This is a genomic window from Photobacterium angustum, from assembly GCF_002954615.1.
GTDB classification, from domain to species: domain Bacteria; phylum Pseudomonadota; class Gammaproteobacteria; order Enterobacterales; family Vibrionaceae; genus Photobacterium; species Photobacterium angustum_A.
Genome location: NZ_MSCJ01000003.1, coordinates 779,141 through 801,151, shown reverse-complemented (window position 1 = coordinate 801,151; position 22,011 = coordinate 779,141). Strand labels below are relative to the sequence as shown.

The 22,011-nt window shown below is 37.1% G+C and carries 20 protein-coding genes; 10 read left to right on the top strand and 10 right to left on the bottom strand.

Annotated features, from left to right (window positions below):
* Positions 1-5: 5 nt before the first annotated feature.
* Both BTO08_RS18320 and BTO08_RS18315 read left to right on the top strand, forming a co-directional pair.
* Positions 6-3,941, top strand: coding sequence for an ATP-binding protein (locus BTO08_RS18320; protein WP_105062036.1), 3,936 nt, complete (start codon positions 6-8; stop codon positions 3,939-3,941).
* A 1-nt stretch (position 3,942) separates the two neighbouring features.
* Positions 3,943-5,145: an EAL domain-containing response regulator gene (locus BTO08_RS18315; RefSeq protein WP_105062035.1), complete on the top strand. Its 1,203-nt coding sequence runs from the start codon at positions 3,943-3,945 to the stop codon at positions 5,143-5,145.
* A 50-nt stretch (positions 5,146-5,195) separates the two neighbouring features.
* On the opposite strand, the gene BTO08_RS18310 is transcribed toward BTO08_RS18315, so the two are convergent.
* Positions 5,196-6,308, bottom strand: coding sequence for an NADH:flavin oxidoreductase (locus BTO08_RS18310; protein ID WP_105062034.1), 1,113 nt, complete (start codon positions 6,306-6,308; stop codon positions 5,196-5,198).
* Positions 6,309-6,601: 293 nt separating this feature from the next.
* Positions 6,602-7,201, bottom strand: a complete 600-nt coding sequence (locus tag BTO08_RS18305) for a nuclease-related domain-containing protein (protein WP_105062033.1) — start codon at positions 7,199-7,201, stop codon at positions 6,602-6,604.
* 369 nt (positions 7,202-7,570) lie between these two features.
* Here BTO08_RS18305 and BTO08_RS18300 point away from each other — a divergent pair, with 369 nt between their 5' ends.
* From BTO08_RS18300 to BTO08_RS18285, 4 genes are all read left to right on the top strand, one after another.
* Positions 7,571-8,041 (top strand): hypothetical protein, encoded by a 471-nt coding sequence (locus tag BTO08_RS18300; RefSeq protein ID WP_105062032.1) that lies wholly within the window; start codon positions 7,571-7,573, stop codon positions 8,039-8,041.
* A gap of 248 nt (positions 8,042-8,289) precedes the next feature.
* A complete protein-coding gene (locus tag BTO08_RS18295; RefSeq protein WP_105062031.1) occupies positions 8,290-9,447 on the top strand; it encodes an ABC transporter substrate-binding protein in 1,158 nt (385 codons plus the stop codon).
* Positions 9,444-10,487: a FecCD family ABC transporter permease gene (locus tag BTO08_RS18290; RefSeq protein ID WP_105062030.1), complete on the top strand. Its 1,044-nt coding sequence runs from the start codon at positions 9,444-9,446 to the stop codon at positions 10,485-10,487. The genes BTO08_RS18295 and BTO08_RS18290 overlap by 4 nt, the downstream gene beginning before the upstream one ends.
* A 1-nt stretch (position 10,488) precedes the next feature.
* Positions 10,489-11,241 (top strand): ABC transporter ATP-binding protein, encoded by a 753-nt coding sequence (locus BTO08_RS18285; protein ID WP_105062029.1) that lies wholly within the window; start codon positions 10,489-10,491, stop codon positions 11,239-11,241.
* Positions 11,242-11,331: 90 nt separating this feature from the next.
* Here BTO08_RS18285 and BTO08_RS18280 read toward each other — a convergent pair whose 3' ends face one another.
* From BTO08_RS18280 to arfB, 3 genes are all read right to left on the bottom strand, one after another.
* Positions 11,332-12,219 carry an aspartoacylase gene (locus BTO08_RS18280; RefSeq protein WP_105062028.1) on the bottom strand — a complete coding sequence of 296 codons (888 nt, stop codon included), beginning with the start codon at positions 12,217-12,219 and terminating at the stop codon, positions 11,332-11,334.
* A 90-nt stretch (positions 12,220-12,309) separates the two neighbouring features.
* Positions 12,310-12,759, bottom strand: a complete 450-nt coding sequence (locus BTO08_RS18275) for a hypothetical protein (RefSeq protein ID WP_045084220.1) — start codon at positions 12,757-12,759, stop codon at positions 12,310-12,312.
* A gap of 130 nt (positions 12,760-12,889) precedes the next feature.
* On the bottom strand, positions 12,890-13,303 hold the full coding sequence (gene arfB / locus BTO08_RS18270) for an alternative ribosome rescue aminoacyl-tRNA hydrolase ArfB (RefSeq protein ID WP_105062027.1): 414 nt from the start codon (positions 13,301-13,303) through the stop codon (positions 12,890-12,892).
* 257 nt (positions 13,304-13,560) lie between these two features.
* Between arfB and BTO08_RS18265 the strand changes: the two genes are divergently transcribed.
* The gene (locus BTO08_RS18265; protein WP_105062026.1) at positions 13,561-13,893 is read left to right on the top strand and encodes a DUF3392 domain-containing protein; all 333 of its coding nucleotides are present in this window, start codon (positions 13,561-13,563) and stop codon (positions 13,891-13,893) included.
* A gap of 42 nt (positions 13,894-13,935) precedes the next feature.
* Here the strand turns inward: BTO08_RS18265 and aphA are convergent, their stop codons facing one another.
* A complete protein-coding gene (aphA, locus tag BTO08_RS18260; protein ID WP_105062025.1) occupies positions 13,936-14,655 on the bottom strand; it encodes an acid phosphatase AphA in 720 nt (239 codons plus the stop codon).
* 254 nt (positions 14,656-14,909) lie between these two features.
* On the opposite strand from aphA, the gene BTO08_RS18255 reads away from it, so the two are divergent.
* Positions 14,910-15,689 carry a thioredoxin domain-containing protein gene (locus BTO08_RS18255; protein ID WP_105062024.1) on the top strand — a complete coding sequence of 260 codons (780 nt, stop codon included), beginning with the start codon at positions 14,910-14,912 and terminating at the stop codon, positions 15,687-15,689.
* A 98-nt stretch (positions 15,690-15,787) separates the two neighbouring features.
* Here BTO08_RS18255 and ansB read toward each other — a convergent pair whose 3' ends face one another.
* The 3 genes from ansB to BTO08_RS18240 all read right to left on the bottom strand — a co-directional run bounded on the left by ansB (position 15,788) and on the right by BTO08_RS18240 (position 17,826).
* Positions 15,788-16,855, bottom strand: a complete 1,068-nt coding sequence (gene ansB, locus BTO08_RS18250) for an L-asparaginase 2 (RefSeq protein ID WP_105062023.1) — start codon at positions 16,853-16,855, stop codon at positions 15,788-15,790.
* Positions 16,856-17,070: 215 nt separating this feature from the next.
* Positions 17,071-17,322 carry a hypothetical protein gene (locus tag BTO08_RS18245; protein WP_105062022.1) on the bottom strand — a complete coding sequence of 84 codons (252 nt, stop codon included), beginning with the start codon at positions 17,320-17,322 and terminating at the stop codon, positions 17,071-17,073.
* Between the two features lie 57 nt (positions 17,323-17,379).
* Positions 17,380-17,826: a hypothetical protein gene (locus tag BTO08_RS18240; protein WP_242446298.1), complete on the bottom strand. Its 447-nt coding sequence runs from the start codon at positions 17,824-17,826 to the stop codon at positions 17,380-17,382.
* Positions 17,827-18,275: 449 nt separating this feature from the next.
* Here BTO08_RS18240 and BTO08_RS18235 point away from each other — a divergent pair, with 449 nt between their 5' ends.
* Positions 18,276-19,286 carry a Preprotein translocase subunit SecY gene (locus tag BTO08_RS18235; protein WP_105062020.1) on the top strand — a complete coding sequence of 337 codons (1,011 nt, stop codon included), beginning with the start codon at positions 18,276-18,278 and terminating at the stop codon, positions 19,284-19,286.
* Between the two features lie 214 nt (positions 19,287-19,500).
* On the top strand, positions 19,501-21,030 hold the full coding sequence (locus BTO08_RS18230; RefSeq protein WP_105062019.1) for a phospholipase D family protein: 1,530 nt from the start codon (positions 19,501-19,503) through the stop codon (positions 21,028-21,030).
* A gap of 73 nt (positions 21,031-21,103) precedes the next feature.
* Here BTO08_RS18230 and rimK read toward each other — a convergent pair whose 3' ends face one another.
* Positions 21,104-22,006: a 30S ribosomal protein S6--L-glutamate ligase gene (gene rimK / locus BTO08_RS18225; RefSeq protein ID WP_005365799.1), complete on the bottom strand. Its 903-nt coding sequence runs from the start codon at positions 22,004-22,006 to the stop codon at positions 21,104-21,106.
* Positions 22,007-22,011 lie beyond the last annotated feature (5 nt).

Below are 22,011 nucleotides of genomic sequence, written 5' to 3'. Positions count from 1 at the left end.
TAATAATGCGTCATTTTATTCTACTAATAATTTTATTTATTAGCTCATTAACTTGGGCTAACACTAATGACAATGTTCAAAAATCAACATTAAAAGTTGGATACCTTTCATTAGATTGGTCGCCGTTATCCTCACTCAATGAAGAAAAACAAGTCGTAGGACTATTACCTGACTATATGTCGATTATCAGTCATAACGCTGGATATAATGTTGAGAATATTGTTTACGATACGCCTACTGAAATTCTAACAGCATTAGCCCGCAATGAACTTGATATTGCCATAGGGGTAAGCAACAGCGTTGAAAGAGAAAAGATCTTCGCATTTAGTAAGCCATTATTGGCTTTTCCTTACGCAATGATCAGCTATTCGTCTTCCAATATTCTCTTAAATTTTAATGACAAGATAATTGCTATTGAAAAAAACAGTGTACTTGATGGTTTATTACCCCAAATAAACAAAAGTATTTCTTCTATTTCTGTACCTAATTCAGAAACAGCACTCAACTCTGTCAAAACAGGTGTGACTGACGCTTATATCGGCAACTCAATTCTTTTAAACAGGCTACTAGAAAATAACGATCCATCAATCCCACTTCAAGTAACAATACTTGAACAATTACCTTTAGAGCAGTTACACCTTGCTAGTTCAAAACAAAATAGAGCGATAATAAAACAACTCAATAACGCCATCATTGCCCTATCCAAAACAGAAATAAATTGGCTTCATAATAAATGGCTAAAAAACAATCAAATCAATCTACTTGATTATCCAAGCAAGATTAAACTTACCGGTAATGAAAGGTACTTTCTTCAATCTATGCCTACGCTAAAGATTGGTTACCAATTTGATGATAATCGTCTTAAAGATGAAGATCTTCTGTACCTGCAAGTTAAAGATATTGCGCAAAAAATGACGATTGAACTTGGTATTAATTATGAAATTATTGATATTCGTGATTACCCCCAAGCAAAAGCGATGCTTAAATCAGGGGAAATAGATATTCTCAGTGCAGTTGCATCCTCTTCATTACGAAAAAAAGAACTGCTTTTTAGCATGCCTTACGGGCAGGAAGGCTGGGTTATTGTTAATAAAATTTCAAATAAAAATAGTTACGGCATTACAGCTAAAAATAGTATTGGTGTAATTCAATCAAGCTTTGTTAAAAATCTTGCTTTAAACTTGTACCCGAATAACAGAACAATAAGTTTTGATTCAAAGAATGAAATGCTAACAGCATTACTCAATGATCAACTCGATTATGCTGTTATTTCACTCAGCCAAGCGCATGTATTATTGCAAAATGAATTTCTTGGCCAGTTAAAAATTGTACCTAGCAAGTTAGATAAACACCAACGTTCAATTAAATTTGCGGTAGATAATAATAATCTTCAGTTAAGAAATATCATTAATAAAGTGATTACGGCATTGCCGCCAGAAAATCTAACGAATAGCTTTAGAAAGTGGCATTCTATAACCATAAAATCTGATGTTAATTACAGCAAAATCATTGGCTGGGCGATCATAGTTACAACAGTAATTTTTAGTATTATTACTGTGATTATCTATTGGAATCGCCGATTAAGTAGAGAGATCACCCAAAGAAAAAATGCAGAGCAAAAACTGACATATCTCACCAACAATTTTGATGGGGTATTAATTCAGCACTTACAAAAAAGCCACGACCCATACGATATCGAATTTTTGTTTATCAGTGAAAAGATTAATCATTTCATCGATTATGAAGCATCAATGATTTATAAAAATCCATCGCTACTATTCAACATTTTAAAGCAACGTGACGACTTTACATCGCTATATTTAGCAATGCAGCAAGCGGTTTCTGTAGGTTACTGGAGTACTAATTTACAAATTCATTCCAATGCACTTAAACCACGCTGGATAGAACTCCGTTGTCAAATATCGGAAGTTGAAAACGGTTGGCAGTGGAATACTATCATTCTAGATATAACGCAAACGAAAGAGCAGCAAGTCGCATTAATGGAAGCTAACGAGAAATCACTAGCCGCCACTGAATCTAAATCACGCTTCTTGGCAATGATGAGCCACGAGATCCGTACACCAATCAGCGGTATTCTGAGTTTATTAGAGCTAATGGAACCACATACAAAAACAGCCGAATTACGTCAAATTCATCATAACTTGTCGCAATCAGGACGTAACTTGCTAAACATTGTTAATGATGTATTAGATTTTTCGAAAATTGAAGCCGGTAAGCTCAGTATTAGCCCAAGTGAAAATAATATTTCTGATCTTATTCATGAATTAGTTCAGCCCCACTCTATTCATGCTCAGCAAAAAGAGATTACATTCACCTTGTGGCTAGATCCCGCTATCGCACATTGTTTACTGTTTGATGATGTACGTTTAACACAAATTCTTAATAATCTTATCAACAATGCGATTAAGTTTACCGTGCAAGGTAACATTCATCTTGCTGTTGATATGATCCAAGAATCAGCATCACAACAACGATTGACATTCTCAATCACTGATACGGGTATTGGTATTAAACCAGAAGATTTACAGCGTTTATTTCAACCATTTGTTCAAGTTGAGCAAAACAGTAACCGCCGATTTAGTGGTACAGGGCTAGGTTTATCCATTTGCCATCAATTAGCACAACTAATGGGTGGGGAAATTGTGGCGAAAAGTGACATCAATATTGGCACTACATTTAGTGTGACAATCCCTCTCCCTGTTGTTGAAAAGAAATCGGTCAAGCCTTTACATAAACATTGTGGCCTGCTGGGTGATATTGACGACCAATATTTAGAATTATATTTACAATCATGGCAATGCTCATACACAAAAATTGCAATTTCAAACAATGCAAAATTACCAGCATTCATACTAACGAATAAAATCAATACTATTATCGTAAAAGATACATGGCTTGCTGATCACAATATTGATTCAGCATGGTTTAAGGCTAATTTACCCTCAATAAACGTTATTACAATTAGCTCTCCTAGCCATTTTTTCACTCAAAACACCTCGGATGGTTATAACGTTTCTTGTAATCCATTATTGCCGGATGTGTTTTATCAAGCGTTAGCAAAACAGACGTGTAAAAACACCCTATTCCCTGAAATAACCAGCATGGAAAAGCGTGCATACACCTATGAGCAGGCTGTTGCAAAAGGGCGTTACATTCTGGTTGCTGAAGATCACCCCATTAACCAGCAGATCCTAAAACAACAACTAGAGCAACTTAACTATGCGGTTGATATTGTTGATAACGGTCAAAAAGCATTAGATGCATTAAGCAATAATTCATATGATCTATTACTAACAGATTGTCATATGCCAGAGCTTGATGGTTTTGAACTGGTTAAAGCTATTCGTAAAAAAGAACAGAAACTAGATGCTAAGCCTCTTCCTGTATTAGCGTTAACAGCAGATGCGCTATCTAACGAACAATTTTTTAAAGAGATTGGGTTTGATGCGTATTTAATTAAGCCAATTACATTAGATGAATTAAATACCGTATTAAACCAATGGCTACCGAGTATTGATTGTTACAATGTCACGTCAACATATGATCACATCGTGCCTGATGACCTAACTGATAATGACAACACAATGGATTTGGTTAATATTAACGAGCTTATTGATATCTTCGGTGATAGTGAAACAACCTATACATTGCTCGATCAATATCTTGCATCATGTTTTGAAGACCAGCATGAATTAAATATCGCTATTAACGAAAATAATATTGAATTAGTGAGCTTAGTTATCCATAGAATTAAAGGTGCAGCTCGTGTCATGACGTTCCACCAGCTTGATGCACTTTGCATCGATGTGGAAAAGGATATTCAACAGCATAGAATCGATACTTTGCAGCACCACTATGAATCATTAATAGCTTTAGTTGGTCAGCTCACTCAACAAATCGATAATTTAAAGGGTAACTAGAATGCGCATACTATTGATAGAAGATCATGATTTTCAGCGCCAAGTGCTAACAACACAGTTAGCTCGTATTATCGATCCTGTTAATGATGAAATTCATTGCGCGGTTAACGGTGCCGAAGCATTAAAAATTATGCAGCAATATCAACCACAGTTATTGTTGTGTGATTTAAATATGCCAGAAATGGATGGCATCAGTTTTCTTGGTCATATTGCAAAACAGCAGTTTAAGGGCGCGATTATAATCACAAGCGCCTTGAAACAAGATATCTTAGCCAGTGTTGAGAAGATGTGTCTTAACTATAAACTTAACTTATTAGGTACATTGGCTAAACCTACCTGTTTAAAGCAAATTAGTGTTTTAATTGAAACAGCAAAGCAAACTAATGCATTGCCTGAACGCCTACCTTCTTGTGATATAAAATTGGATGAAGCATTTATCGATCTTGCTTTTGAACAATACTGGTTTGTTCCTCACTTTCAGCCTATCGTATCGCTTGAAACTGGCGAATGGGTTGCTTGTGAAGCGTTAATACGTTTAGTTCATCCTGAATATGGTACGGTTCCGGCTTACCAGTTTATTGATCAAATCATGGCACATAATAAAGAAAAACAATTAGCACTTTATATTATTCATTACGTAATTTGTTATCGTTCATATTTCCATAACCGAAAAATTGCGATAAATATTTCATCTAAAACATTGGCTGATCCACATTTCATCAACTGTGTACTTAAATTAAAAGAACAATATTACGACTTAAATCAATGGTTATATTTTGAACTAACAGAGTCCGATATATTTGAATCGGTTGGAGAAGCTATTGAGTCAGCATCACGCTTAAGTATGCACGACTTTGTTTTATCCATTGATGATTTTGGTACTGGCTATTCGTCACTTAAGCAGTTAGAAACATTGACGTTTAATTCCCTTAAACTTGATCTTGGGTTTATTCAGGCATTACCAACAAGTATTACCGCAGAAGCTATTGTAGAATCATGTTTATTGCTCACTAAACGCTTAAATTTAGTCACAATTGCTGAAGGTGTTGAAAACCTAGCTCTATGGAAGCAATTACAGGAAATGCACTGCCAACAAGCGCAAGGGTATTTTATATCTCCCCCTATGCCCTATGACAGCATTGACCAATGGTATCAACAGTGGCAACAAAAAAGCGCTTCGCTTGCTATCACTCACGCTGAATAAAAAAGAGTTAGTGTTTTAAAACACTAACTCTTTCTATGCCCTCTTAAAAATTACAATGCTGCAATCTCAGCTTTTCGCGTTTTAGAGGTCACACAAAAATTACCACGGCGAGTTCGGCATTTTGAGCATCTTTCACACTCAACATCAATACGATCACCCTCTTTCCAACGTTTGATCAGTTGTGGCTCCGTCAGTAGTGGACGTGAAAACGCAAACAGTGCAATTTTCGACGTTTCAGCAAGAGCTTCAATTGCACAGTAATTACTTAGACCACCAACGGTCATGACTGGCACATTAACTTCTTCACTTATCACACGGCCATATTCGCTAAAGTAACCTTCAGCTTGAATCTCATAACCATCATGCATTTCGCCAATCATTGTATCGGCTTTACCATGAATATTGCCTGAGATGATAATGGCATCAACACCAATCGCTTCCAGTTTTTTACAAATAACACGCGTTTCTTCAAAAGTTAATCCACCTTCAAAAAACTCTGTTGCGGTTAATTTCACTAAAATCGGGAAATCTTTACCTACTAACTTTCTTATCGCATCGTAAATTTCAATTAAGAAACGCATACGATTTTCAAGGCTGCCGCCGTAATGGTCTTCACGTTGGTTGTAGTAAGGGCTTAAAAACTGATTAATTAAATAAGTGTGCGCCGCGTGAATTTCTACACCGTCAAAACCTGATTGTTGAGCGCGTAAGCTTGCTTGTGCAAATGCATTAACGATGTAATCAATTTCTTCTTGTGTCATTGCTTTACCCAATGTTTGGGTACTTTTTTCACACACAGCACTTGGTGCAAAAATAACACGTTCGCCAAGGTTATACGTTGTTTTCGTACCACCATAGGCTAACTGCATGACAATTTTTGAATCATATTGATGTACAAGCTCTGTTAGCTTCTTGTATTCTTCAATAAAAGAATCGTTATACATCCCCATCATGCCCGCATTCGGCTTTTCTTCTTCTACAATATTGGCATAACCCGTGACAATTAAGCCAACCTCACCTTTGGCAAGCTCTTCATAGATAGCATAAAGCTTATCTGTCATATGACCTTCTTCTGTCGCCATATTTTCCCACGTTGCACTGCGTACAAAGCGGTTTTTTAACGTCATCGAACCAATGTGAGTTGCAGAAAACAAATTACTCAAGGTGAAGCCTCTTACATCTTTTTATGATTTATCATCAGATTGAAGAACAAAAAGAACAGCGACACGATTAGGGTATCGGTTCTTTTTTCTAATACCTGTCAACTTTGAACAGATGAAGGGGATATTACTGATAAAGAAAGGTGAAAACTTTAATCTGGATTAAGTTAAAGGCAGTTCTGTAGCACGTAAAAGTAATAATTTGGCTTAAAAACGCAATATAGCCAAATACCCTCAGTGCATAGAGTGCAGCCTTGCTAGAGATTTAGGTACATCGTAATGCTTTTACTTAACCGTTAGTTGCAAAGGTCTGGGTTAAATGATGTCCCTTCAATGCTAGCAACCCATTGCTGTAACTGCTGCTCTGTAAATAACGGTGTCTTAAATGTATCAATATAATGCATCATTGCACTTACTGATTTAACTACATTATCAGGCATCTCGGTTTTAAAAACACAATCACCGACAAAGACCACAGCCGAATGAAAGACCGTTTCATCAACACCCAATAAATATTGAAGTGTCTTAATATGTTTTTCATTTTGATGTAATGGGTTTTTAAATACTGATGAGCGATTAAACAATGCTTGTTGCCATATTGGCTGATAGGTTCCGCCAAAAATCCACCCTTTAATATTTATCGTTTCCACGACGAAAATACCGTATTGAGAAACAACAAGATGGTCAATTTGAGTTGTGCCATTTTCAGTGGGTAAGTTTACATTAGTTAATACTTTGTAATGTTTTGCTGGCAAAAGTTTTAGACGGTAATGAACAATTAATTCACCGGCTCGACCTTTAAACCACGGTGATTTTACTAAAAACAGAATAAAAACAACCGGAATAATCCAACATAAAGGCTGTAGCGCATTAAATATTATTGATGTCATATCCATGAATTAGGTTATCCATTCCAGTAAGAACGATTGCGCCTCTGTCTAACATTATTTAAGTGAAAAAATTAACGTTTTTAGAGATAAAATACTAAGTCAAAAATATGGCAGTATATTTACTGTTTTAAAAGATCAAAAATGTAACGTTTTAATACACATGAAATTATATTGAAAAATACACATGACGTTACATATATAGCTATTATACAAATCATGAAATACAACTATTTGAGTATCGTTTAAATTTTACTTCTATTACTACAAATGGAATTTAATTATACCGCTGTTCCATAGTAAAACATTTGCATTATGAATGCTTAACAGGCATGTTATTAGGCTTTGATTAAAATCTAGTTTCGTGGAGTTATATTAGTGTTTAAGCGTTCTACCTCACTTGTTGCACTTACTTTTTCGATTTTTAGTATTTCTAATGCTTTTGCCGATACCACTCAACATAATACTTATCAAGCTGTCCCGTCAAAAAATGAATTAATCACTCAAACTGATTTTGGCAATCAAACATATGTCTTTCACTTTAGCAGTGACTCACATCAACTTACACGCATCGACTTTCTCGATCACATGCCTACTAGCCAAAGTGTATGTAATAGTTGGAAATATGTTTCAGCACTAGATAATTACAATGTTGCTAAACAAACCTTATTACGTGTATCTACCAGCTTCGACCCAAGCAATAACACATGTACTGCCTATGCTTATGCCAGCAATAATGGTACGCAAATGTCACAAGTTTTCGACCTATTTCAAACTAAAAACTACGTTGATATCGCAGGTTTCAACTTATCAGCTGATGGTTTTAGTGCAGCAGTAGACGCTTTGTAATCAAGTCCTTAATCTCAATATAAGATCCAAGTACTATTTAGTGACACTCAAATAACACTGTCTTGGATCCTTACTCCCCTATACGTTTCACGGTCATTATCCCTCATAAATAATCCAAGTCTGATACAGCAAGTTATGGTAATAAGTCTCATTACCTTTCACAAATGGATCCTTATCTCTCAATAAAACACATTTATAACGATAATTATTATCATTATTATTTCACAAAATTTTTAAGGATAGCCATTTTGAAAACACCTATTAAAACGCTGCTTTCTCTTACTGTTGGTTTAACAGTTTCTAATATCGCTTTAGCAAGCACCTATCCCATCACAGTAACTGATGTTGCGGGTAGACAAGTTACCTTTGATCATCAACCTCAAAACATTGCACTTTCAACCAGTCGTATTTTTCCATTGCTAGAAATTATTTATCAAAAAGAGGCAGCAAAGCATCTTGTTGCAGCAAGAGATGATATGCGAGTTTCAGCACCTAGCATGTATGCCAGTTATATTAAGCAATACCCCTCACTAAAAAATGTTCCGACTATTGGTCTTATTAAATCTGGTGAATTTGATGTTGAACGTTTTATTAACTTAAAACCTAAACCTGATCTTTTTATCGTTGACCTATCAAATATTAAATTGGCAGAAGATAAAGGCTTATTGAAAAAACTCAATGATGCTGGCATTAAAGTATTAACTGTCGATTTCCGTGAAAAGCCACTCAAAAACACAGTTAAATCAGTACAGGTTATCGCTGATGCTGTTAACCGTTCAAAGCAAGGCGATGCATTCGCCAAATACTATACAAGTCACTTGAATGCGATAAAAGATACACTTGCACAGCACCCTAACGCACCGACTCCGCGAGTGTTTATTGAACGAGCTGCGGGTTACAGTGATTCATGCTGCCGTACTTTCGCTAATGGTAATATGGGCGCTTACATACCAATGCTTAAGGCTGAAAATATTGCGATAGCGCCACTTGATGGTTCTGAAACTGGGCAGATGTCACCAGAGACAGTCATCACCTCACAGCCTAATGTTTATATTATGCAAACGACCGGTTGGATCACCAATGATGGTCAAGCAACAAGTGGGATTCCACTCGGTTACTCACCTAACCACGCCGCAATTAAAAAAGCGACAACCGGTTTGATGAATCGACCATGGCTACAAGCACTAACGGCTTACCAACAAAAGAATGTTTATTCGATTTATATGCCATTTTACAACTCGCCTTATAACTTAGTGGCGATTGAGTATTTTGCAAAATGGTTACACCCTTCACTTTTTTCAAAGCTACAACCAGAAAAGACATTTGAAGAGATGAACCTTAAGTTTGGTAATCGTCATCTAAGTGGTCAGTTTGGTCAAAATAACTTTAAGGCAATGAGTCAGTGAACAGCATTACAGTCGAATTGAGAGCTCACCATATTCGTTCTCGTAATAAAAGAATTGCACTGATCAGCCTTGCCATTTTAAGTGTGTTATTTGTAATTATTGATGTTCTTATTGGCTCACAAGGTCTCTCTTTTTCACAAGTGATCCAAGCGATTTTTACACCAAGCCAAAGTGCTATCGCAAGTCGAGTCATTGTGTGGGATATACGCATGCCAATGTCACTCATGGCCCCTTTTATTGGGGGAGCATTAGCCTTGGCTGGCGCACAAATGCAAACAACATTGCATAACCCGCTAGCCGATCCTTATACCTTTGGTGTTTCAGCGGCGGCAGGATTCGGGGCGTCTTTAGTTATCACTAATGTCGTTGCTCTGCCCTTTATCCCTGTACAATATCAAATCGCTGTAATGGCGTTCATTATGTGTTTACTAACGACGTTATTGATAGCGGGGATTTCGTCGATAAAGCGTATTTCAATTGAAGGTGTGATGTTATTTGGTGTTGCCGTTATGTTTGCATACGATAGTTTGCTGATCATGATGCAATACATTGCCAGCGAAACCCAATTGCAAACATTAGTCTTCTGGCAAATGGGCTCGCTAGATCGCGGTAGCTGGGAAAAAATTGTTTTCTTACTGATTTTGTTACCCATTGTATTAATAATTATGATGAAAGATGCTTGGCGATTATCTTCATTAAAAATGGGACAAGAACGTGCAGAATCGATGGGAATTAACGTCAAGCGTCTACGTATGAAGACCTTGGTGTTAGTTTCAATTATTACTTCTATCTCGGTTTCATTTGTTGGCGCAGTCGGGTTTGTTGGTCTAGTTGCTCCGCATATTGCACGGATGGTTTTAGGTGAAGATCAACGCTTCTTCTTGCCCGCATCATTCTTAGTTGGAGCGGTATTATTAGAGTTAGCCTCTATTGCGAGTAAAGCAATTATGCCTGGGATCATTTTGCCTCTTACTGTTGTAATGTCGATTGTTGGGATCCCTTTCTTTATCTTTCTTGTGATTAAAAAAGGGGGGCGCTAACATGAGCCTTGATATCAATAATGTCACAGTGACATTTGGTAAACAGTCAGTCTTGAATGACTTAACATTACCCACTATCCACTGCGGCGAAATGGTAGCCTTAATAGGAAAAAACGGTGCAGGTAAATCAACACTCTTACGCCAAATGACTGCGCTGATTAAACAATATCCTGAACAAATTCGATACCTTAAACAACCACTTTCATTAAAGGATATAGGCTATTTACCGCAAGAGCATCGTATCCACGCTAACGTTACGGTACTCGAGCTATTGATCACGACAATGAACATCCACTCAACGTCTTTGATCGCGAAAAAAGAAAGTGCAGAGCAAGGGCTATTCTTATTAAAAGATATGGGGATTTTACATCTCGCTAATAAACAATGTTTTGCACTCTCTGGTGGTGAAAGCCAAATGGTAGGACTTGCCCAAGCGTTAATAAACGCCCCTAAAGTATTGCTGTTAGATGAGCCAACTTCAGCACTTGATATGCAAAACCAATTACGATTGCTCAATTATGTTCGATCCTATACTAAGCGCACAGGGGCATGCGTGATTATGGTGATCCACGATCTTAACTTAGCGCTTCAATATGCCGACCATATTGCCGTGCTACATAACGGCAAATTATTTGATTATGGCTCGCCTAAAACAACAGTAACGAGTGAACTTATCTCTGCGGTATTTAATGTTGATTCGTATATCATTATGGTTGATCACAACCCTATTGTAGTAATGAAAACAACGCATTAAAGAATAATAGTAACAACTAAAAAGCCCGTAACAGAACAATGTACGTCTGTTACGGGCAATTATTTGATTACTAATGATATGGGCTAAATATTAGTTTGTTGATACCACGATTTTCTTGCCTAATGACATCGCAAGATTATTATCATAATAAGCGGCTTCATTAATAAAGTGAGGATACGCTTCATAATCCCCTTCCCAGAAAATCTCTGTACCATCAAACAAGGTGAAAATAGGGTCGCCTGAGCGCAGTGGTTCAAAATCATTATCTTGAACAGATTGATGAACCATACCAATTCGCTCCCCCTGTTCATCTACTGGAAGCTTGAGGGTTTCTTCATAACGGTAAGCGTCATAACTTGCGGGTAAGTCAGGCACTTCATTAGTGTTATTTAAATGAACAAAATCCAAAATATGTTTTGTCATCGCTTCCATCCAATCTAATACATCCTGACGGATAACCGATTGTGGTTGCGGCCCTATTTCAACAATCACACCTTGCTTCGCAATTGAGCAAAGAAATAAATGCTCATCAACAGAGGTATGATCTTCAAATACCACCACAGCTTTTGGCATTTTAGACTTAACATACGCCCCTAACTGACGATTAAACAGATCTGACTGAAGTAAGATTAACGAAGGCCCCATGTTACTAGTGGTATTATGCAAATCGATAATAAAATCACTATTTGCCTTTCCTTTTGGTCCAATTTGTTGATTAATTGCTTTCGCGCGAGTTTGTTCGTAACTCGTCAGCTCATTATTCGCAAGATCATCAATACCAAATTGGCGATTCAAATCATGATCAACATACCGCTTATTTTCACCGTATGCTTTTGGGTTAGCAAATACAGTGTCGACAGAAAAACTTTCACGCGCTAATTGCAGGGGAGCACTTTGCCACTTTTTGAGTAAGTAAATACCACTAAATTCATTACCGTGAGTACCACCAACAACTGCAACTTTATTTATCTTACTCATCCTTGACCTTCCTAATATCCAAACCTTTACATCAGTGTACTGATAATATACATCGATACCAGTCTAATTTATCAACCAAAAAGCTATAGATTAGAATTTAATAGGTCGTGTTTGTGCTAATTTAAGATATGAATGCAGTTCACCATTTTTGTACTCAATGGCAGAGTGAATATTAGCGTGACGGTTAGCAAAGACAGCAAAGCGATAGGTATTCTCTGCTTTTTTTATTTCAATTTCGATCGCTCCATCTACTAGCTCCCAATAGCCAGTGGTGTGTAGACGATTAAATAGCGTGTATTCATCAAGCGTACCGTCATCATGTAGTCTTAACTCTGTTATGTACCCTGCACTACAGGTTTTTAGCCATACCTGTTCCACTATCTCATTGCGTTCAAAATTGCGTTTGGTTTCTAACCATAGGTTCATTTGTTGTTGCTGTTCAACAGCTAATGGCGGGAGATCGTCTAAAGTGAATAAACGTACGCGCTCAGTTTCACGATAAAACAATTGTAAAAGTTGAAGTGTTTTTTTCTCGAACATCCCTGCCACCCAATAATAAATAAATGCAATAAAGAATTTACACAGCTATTGATAGCAAAGATATTCGGTTACGTATCATAATGTCACTTCTTTACAGCAACTTATGCCGTAAAGGTCACATTAATATTGGTTAAAAATTCACTTTACCTCTGAGGTTTTTAGTTTTCCCTCGTTGAGTTTTCTTATCGACACGACGTACCTGTGAGTTTTTAGTCGGACGTGTCGCTTTACGTGCTTTCTGCGTTGTCATAACGCTTTGAATAAGCGTTTTTAGTCGTGCTAACGCTTCATCACGATTCATCTCTTGAGTGCGATGTTGTTGACTTTTAATAACAATGACACCATCTTTTGTGATACGACTATCTGATAGTTTTAAAAGACGTTCTTTGTAAAAGCCAGGTAATGATGAACGATTGATGTCAAACCGCAAATGGATTGCGCTCGACACTTTGTTGACGTTCTGACCACCAGCCCCCTGAGCTCGAATAGCGGTAAGCTCTATTTCCCAATCGGCAAGTTGGACTGAATTTGAAATAACTAACATGTCTTTACTCTCTGCATTTCTTAATTCAATTTTACCATAGAGAGCGTTGAATCGTTATATGGCAATATGGAAATAACTCGTTATGCCTTCTTTATACTCAAAGCCACAACAAGGCTCGAAATACTCTCAGTAAAGGCTAGTTAAGTATATCTCTATATGCCGTGATCTTCTTTGCAAGTTTGTACTGCTACACTAGTTTTTTACCATCAACATAATTACTCTCAATGGTCATTATTTAGCAGAAACAGTATACTTACATGGATCTAATTATTCGTCTTTTATCTGATTTAGGACACGATATTCATCCTTGGTTGGATGATATTTCAACCGCGATTGTCGCTTGTTCATTGGTTGTTTTCGGTGGGGATTTTAATCGGTTTTTACGTAGGCACTTGTCCCATTATAATTTTATTATTAGAACTATTGTATTTATTTTTGTAAATGCCTTTGGTTATGGCTTTTTAATTATCAATTTATCACCTTGGGTATATCGTGAGCTGTTAAATGTTCCTAATTATTTGTCAGTTTGTATTATAAGTATCTTATTTATTTTTATTGGTTGTTGGGCACAACGAAATAAACATATATAAAAAAGCGACCATAACGGTCGCTTTTTTATTATTCATTAATGACTAGTACTGTGAATTAGTCACGACTTCTTCACCGAACACGCCATTTTTAGCAATTGGTCGGTTACTTGAGTTGGCAGCTCGCATAATACGAATACCTTCAGCTCCAGCTTTGCGAGCTGAAATAATATCACCGTCAGAATCACCATAATATAACTTAATATTATTTTCTTTTATGTACGGTGTTTTAGTAAATTCTGTTTTACTTGAACCAGCAAATATCACCTTATGCATATTTTTAATACCAAACACATCTTTTAAATATTGCGTGGTAATTTCACATTTTGACGCTGTGCGGCCTGTAATAAAGTAAATTTGATCGCCACGTTTTTGGTGCATAGCAATCAACTCTTTACCTATTTGTTTCGGTAGACTGAATTTTTCCCACTCACAGTTCATTTTATCCCAGAACTTCTGCTCATGTAGGTATGAAAAACTATTTGGAGAAAACTCCTGCTTACCACGATAGAAACCCGGTGTACTGAATAATACCGTGTCATCAATGTCAAAGCCGACAGCCATTGGTGGCTTACCTTTTAATTTTTCAGCAATTTGCTTAACTGAGATCCAATGGACATCTTTTGGTTGCCCCATTTCCATTATTTGGATCGTACTATAACCAGGATCAGTCGCCGGTACTTTAGGATCCGCAAAAGCCGCTGTAGAAATTGTCGATAAAGCAAATAATGAGCTAACGGCTAATAATGTAAATTTTTTATTCATAATAAGATCTCTGTTCATTAGTTATGAATAATTTACAACAAAAGCATTCATAATTATGCGCAACATATCACAACGATATTTTTCGAAAAATGAAAAATAAGATCTACCTTTTATGTGATTTAATTAACTAGAACTTTCAACTATTGAATCTTTTATTTAAAAATAACCATTTAATAATTTGATTCAGGTTACATTCATACTCTATATCATTTAATTGTTGGTAATAAATACGCTTTCTAACGTATAGAGATAAAATGAAAAAACTAATTCTACCACTTATGGTGACAGCACTATTAGCTGGCTGTAATGAAACAACAGCAGTAAATAATAAAGACTTTAGCCCTGAGCAAAAAGCGCAAATTGAAAAGATTGCCAGCCAATATATTATTGAGCATCCTGAAGTTTTAGTAAAAGCATCAGAAACACTGCAAAAGCAACAGATGGAAAAGCAGGTACAATCAGCGAAACAGACTGTTGTTACTTATGCAGACCAACTCATTAAAGATGCTAAAACACCATATGTTGGCCCTAAAGATGCCAAAGTAAATGTTATTGAGTTTTTTGATTACCAATGCATGTTCTGCTCAAAAATTTCACCTATCGTGAAGAAACTTGAAGCTGAAAACCCTGATGTGAAATTCATTTTCAAAGAAACGCCAATCTTTGCGTCACGTTGGGAAGCATCAAAATATGCAGCAGATATGGGTAACTGGATTTTTGCCCATAAAGGCAGTGACCTTTACGGTAAATACCATGATGCCGTATTTGCTTCAGGTAAAGATGAAGGCAAATTAACCAAACAAGATATTAATGATATTGCAACTAAGTTGGGCATTGATATCAGTAAGTTTGATGCGAACAATAGTTTTGAGCAGAACTTCCAACTATTTAGTCAATTAGGTTTTCAGGGTACGCCTGCATTAATTGTTATGCCAACAGATAATGTAACCACAGACAATGTTCATATTATCAATGGTTACGATCCTCAAGGGCTAAAAGACGCCATTGCGGAAGTAAAGAGCAACGCTAAATAATTCAGTACGTTATTAAGCGAGTATCAAGCCAGTCAGGAAGACTGGCTTTTTACTATACAAAACGACGTAAACACGAAACTCAAGCCAAGAAATATAATCTAGTAATACTGAAACATCTTTTGTACATCACGATAATCATTTGTTTGCGTTAATGACAGCATTAATAAAATACGGGCTTTTTGGGGATTTAGAGTTCCAGATGCAACAAAACCATATTTACTGTCATCGATTTCTGCCGCAAGTGTTGTCGCGCCAGTAGGTACACGAGAACTCCGAACGACCATGATCCCGTCTTTGCTTGCTTTAGCGAGTTGTTCGAAAATACTTTTATAAATATTACCATTACCAACACCAGCACTCACAATACCATCAAATTTTGCATCAATTAGCGCTTTAACAGGTAAGTCAGAGGCGTTGGAATAGTTATAAACGATCCCGACTTTAGGTAAGGCTTTCACTTTCGATATATCAAACTTAGAATCTTTCGTATTATGACGCTCTGGACTGCGTTGATACACCGCATCGCCATTATGGATATAACCTAACTCGCCAAAATTAGGTGATTTAAATGTATCGACAGCTGTTGTACTGGTCTTAGTGACATCACGTGCATCCAAAATCACATCATTCATCGCCATTAACACACCGCGGCCTTTTGAATCAGTGTCAGCAGCGGTGATCACAGCGTTGTATAAGTTAACAGGTCCATCTGCACTCATCGCGGTTGATGGGCGCATTGCACCCACTAAAACAACAGGCTTATCACTCTTCACGGTTAAGTTTAAGAAGTATGCTGTCTCTTCCATGGTGTCAGTACCATGTGTAATAACAATACCGTCAACATCCTCTTTCGCTAAGAGTTCATTGACACGTTTAGCTAACGTCAGCCATACCTGATCATTCATGTCTTGCGAACCAATATTCGCAACTTGCTCACCACTGATATCGGCAATTTTTGTCATTTCCGGTACAGCATTAATAAGGGCATCAATACCGACTTGTCCTGACGTATACGCACTGCCTGTTGCTGATTGCCCTGCACCAGCTATTGTTCCACCCGTTGCTAATATCTTAATATTAGGCAGTTCAGTACCTTGAGCAAAAGAGGATGATTGAAAACTTAAACCAGCAACCAAGATACCTAAGCAAACTAAATTCTTTTTCATTACTACTTCTCTCGATATTTATTACAAAATATTTATAAATTGAGAGTAGTTATTAATAGAAATCATTTTTGCGCAGAGAATCACCCTTCATATAAATGATAATTCGATATTCATCACACAAAGGAATAACGCAATACAAGCATTAACATTAATAAGACGTAATATTTTAATACATCACATCAGAACAACATATTAATTATATTAATAACAAATTTTTAAGCACCAATAGCTGAGAATGGATCAACTTCAAAATAGTGGCTCTGACAACAATCTGCTAATTGAGCATCGACATAATGCTCAACCATCTCTAGGGATTCCGCTTCCCAAACACATTGAAACGTTTGATTATCAACATAAACTAAAGCAAGATGTAATTGTAAATTAGATGGTAAATCACGACCCATATACTGCGACTTAATGAAAAATTGCTCTTCATTTGTCATTTTATGTTCACTGGTAAAGAACATCACTGACCCTCCTTAACCGTTAAATTAACAATAAGTATAGGTCAGCTTTTTACATAATTAATTGTGAGCGATATCTTTAACTGCACGTAAATAGGCTTTTTCAGATTCTATATACTCTAAAGACTTTTTGGCTCTTAACCATTCAGGATACAATAAATCTCTTTTTATCAATAAGTTATTTAAAAAGGTTTGTTGTTGTTCTGACGCTGGGTATTTGGTCTTAATACGTTGAATTTCAAACATCACATGTACTTTATTACTAACAATTTCTTTATAACTTTGAAAACCAAACTTTTCCAATTGCGGCCAAGTATCATAAAAAGCACTTAGACACTTTTGCTCTATGAGCGATAACTCATCGTCCATAATTTTGTACCACGCGTAGGACTGCCCTAAGCGCTCATACATAACGCGTTCTCTTTCAGTGTAATAAATCGGTGTTGTGTTATCCCTAACCTGTTGATCGATACTTCCCATCACATTCGATTGAGGTTGATATTTCACAAAACTACCTGTGGTTACTCTATTATTCGTATTATTCAAATAATGCTAGATATTTTTGTCAGTATAATGACAATTTATCTCATTTCGTATTAATTAGTTTACATAAAAGATTGATAAAGACTCACAGTTTTAGCAATAAATGACCACCACACATCATGGTAGATATTCCCTCCTTCAACACAACAATCTTATTTAACCTTCGATTATGTTTAGTTTGTAATCACCGAGTGGTGGCATTTTAAACAGCAATGAAAGCGGTGTGTAAATTTTCATCGAAAAAACACAACACGCTAGGTTTTATAAGGGATGGGAACAATTTTAAGGTATCCTATAGACCCTTTTTTTGCTTGGCGTTAATAACGACAAGCGAGCAAACGCTCATTACTCAGACTTAATTTATGCTTTACGATCAGAAAAGTCACATCCGCTACCCGAAAGGTTTTTTTGCGATGTGGACAGTTTATAGTTTCACAGGTGCAGCTATTCTCGCCTCTATCATCTTCTCGCTGCTATTATTCCTTTCTATTGATGATGATCCACTAATGAAGTTTCTCTTTGGTGGATTAGCGGTTATTTTCGAACTAGGTAAATTCTTCGCATGGTACGAAGTTGGGGAACGTAAGGCACGTCGTAACTATACTGGTACTCTGTCTGCTTTTACCTTCTACGCTGTTCTTGCCGCAATTTCGATTGGTGGTTCTATTGGCGGTATTAACAGTGCTACGAATAAAGCACAAAGTGAAGTTAACGTTCAAAAAAGCAAAATCAATGCGTTCAACATGCAAATTGAAGCCATTGAAAAACAAATTGATCTTAATAACGTCGCTGCTGAAAAATACATTCAGATGGAACGTATTGCTTCTGGTGTTGCACGTATTCAAAAACAAAATGATGAATTACGTAAGCAACAACAAAAGCTTGCCATGGAGCGAGATAGTATCCCTGTCGTCAGCCAAGGCTCAGTTTTAGGATTGATCGATAGTCTTGCAGAAACGTTACATGTCACTCCTCAAGCTGCGCAGTTAGGTTTAGTGGTATTTCTATCAGTATTATTAGATTTCTTCGCAGCATTCTTTGTAGGATTAATTGGTGAAGAAAATCGTTTCCGACATCAGTTCCGCCATAACAAAGTGTTAGAAATGGCGGGTTACAATGAATTTGAACAGCCTAAACTGCTTGAGCATTTTGATCCTTCAACGATTGGTACATCGGAAATTGAAGTACATGAAGCGGAAGAAGTTGTTGTTGAACCTGAACTACCTAAAACGCCTTATGAGCAAGCCATTGACGCACTGAGTCATAATAAGGTGAATTGCAGTAAGCGTGCTGTAAGTAAGTTATTAAATATCTCAACCGATGAAGTTGATGATATTTTCAAACAGTTGCTTGATAACGGTATTGTGAGTAAAAAGCCAAACAATCACTATCAGTGGCATGGCATTACAGCAACCGCTGATTAATTGCCGTTATATATTTTTATAGAAATCAGCCCGAAATACTCAACTATTTCGGGCTTTTCTTTACCGATAACACCATTTAATTCTTACTTTGTTACACTTCTTATAAATTAGTTTTTCTAAAAGCAGAAAATGATCACATAATGTATTTTTAATTACAGCTTACCCAATTATTCCTCTGTAGAATCCAGTCACATTTATTTTCAATGCCCTAGCCATGATTCGTATTAAAGATTATAAGAAACTGTTATCTCGTACTATTATCGCAACAAGTATTCTAACACTTGTTGGTTGTGCTCAACCGTTATCAACAGAAAAGCAAGCAAGCTATTCAAATGTTGATAATTTCAACACTCGCTTGTACCAAAGCTCTCTGCCTTATACCAACGTTCATCCAGATAAAACAGGCTTCTACCCTCTTGGTGACGGTCAAGCGGCGTTACTTGCACGTTTAGCTATTATTGAACATGCACAAAAAACACTGGATGTTCAGTACTATATTTACCGTGATGATGCGACAAGTGGGTTGCTGACATGGTATTTATACCAAGCTGCTGAGCGTGGTGTTCGTGTGCGCTTATTACTTGATGATATGCAAAATCGTGACGATCAAGCATTAGCAAGCCTTTCTGCTCATCCTAATGTCGAAGTACGACTATTTAACCCATTTTCAAACCGTACTATTAAGCCATTAAGTTTCTTAACTGACTTTGATCGTTTAAATCGCCGTATGCACAATAAAGCCATTATTGCAGATGGTGTGTTTGCCATTACCGGTGGACGTAATATCGGTGACGAGTATTTCTCTGCTAATAGTGATGTAGAATTCGGTGACTTCGACCTTATTATGCTAGGTAAAGTGATACCGCAATTCGCACGTCAATTTGATGAATACTGGAACAGTAAACCAGCAACCCCGATTGAAGCTTTAGTTTCATCTGCACATGAGCCAACAAAAGAACAACTGGCGCAATGGAAAGATGCCCAGTTAAAGTACATGTCATCAGACTATGCGAGTTCATTGAAAAACCACCCGATGGTACAGCAGTTAATAAATGAAACATTACCGCTATACTGGACGGATGCGGAACTGCTTTACGATACCCCATATAAAGTTGCGAATAGTAAAGATGATTTATTATTGCATAAGCTGTCAGAAATGATTGCGAAAGCAGAGCATGATTTCTTCTTAGTTTCACCGTATTTTGTCCCAACAGAAGAAGGTGCTAAAGCGCTTGCCAAAGCGGCACAGAACGGAAAAAATATTACTATTGTAACCAATTCATTAGCTTCTAATGACGTTTTCGCTGTACATGGCTGGTATGCCAAATACCGTAAAATTATGCTAGAAGGTGGTGTTAAGCTATACGAAGTAAAAGTAGAACCAGGCCATAAAACAAAACACAAATGGCTAAGTCGCTCTCGTACAAGTTTGCACGCGAAAACCTTTATTCTTGATAAATCTAAAATCTTCGTCGGATCATTTAACTTTGATCCACGCTCTGCATACTTAAATACAGAGTTAGGCGTGATTGTTGATTCACCTAAATTCTCAGGTGAAGTTTACAACACGATCAATAACTCGCTAGCTAAAGATGCTTACCGACTTTCATTGGACGAAAACGGCGACATCGTATGGAATGATGATACAACAGGCAAGCAGTATACCTCAGAGCCAGACAGCAGCGTTTGGCTTAAAATGGGCGCTTGGGCGGCTGGTGTATTACCAATAGAGAAACAGTTATAAGTCGGTTAGATAACCATAAAATAGTGACAAAAAAGGCGCTCAATGAGCGCCTTTTTTATGCTTAATTTTTCAATTAGCCTTTATTGCGAAGTGAAGATTTTTTCACTGCATTTTTTTCGATGTAATCGATAATCATGCCAGCAATATCTTTACCTGTCGCTTTCTCAATACCTTCAAGGCCAGGTGAAGAGTTAACTTCCATAACAAGTGGACCACGCTCTGAACGTAACAGGTCAACACCAGCAACACCTAATCCCATAATTTTTGCAGCAGCAACCGCTGTTTTACGTTCTTCCGGTGTGATCTTAACCAGTGCAGCACTACCACCGCGGTGTAGGTTTGAGCGGAACTCACCTTCTGCACCTTGGCGTTTCATTGCTGCAATCACTTTATCGCCAATAACGAAACAACGGATATCTGCGCCGCCTGCTTCCTTAATGTATTCTTGAACCATGATATTCGCTTTAAGACCCATGAAAGCTTCAATAACACTTTCAGCGGCTTTACGTGTTTCAGCAAGAACCACACCAATGCCTTGTGTGCCTTCTAATAGCTTAATAACGACTGGCGCACCGCCAACCATATCAAGTAAATCTTTAACGTCATCAGGCTTACTTGCAAAACCAGTCACAGGCATGCCGATACACTTGCGCGATAGTAACTGCATTGAACGTAATTTATCACGTGAGCGGCTGATCGCTACAGATTCATTAACGGTATATACACCCATCATTTCAAACTGACGCAAAACAGCAGTACCGTAAAATGTTACTGATGCACCGATACGTGGAATAATCGCGTCAAAATCCACTAAATCTTCACCTTTAAAGTGAATCTGAGGTTTTTGCGAGTTAATGTTCATATAACAACGCAGTGCATCGATCACTTTAATTTCATGACCACGTTGTTCAGCGGCTTCAATCAAACGAGCTGTCGAATAAAGTGAACGGTTGCGAGATAAAATTCCAATTTTCATGACAA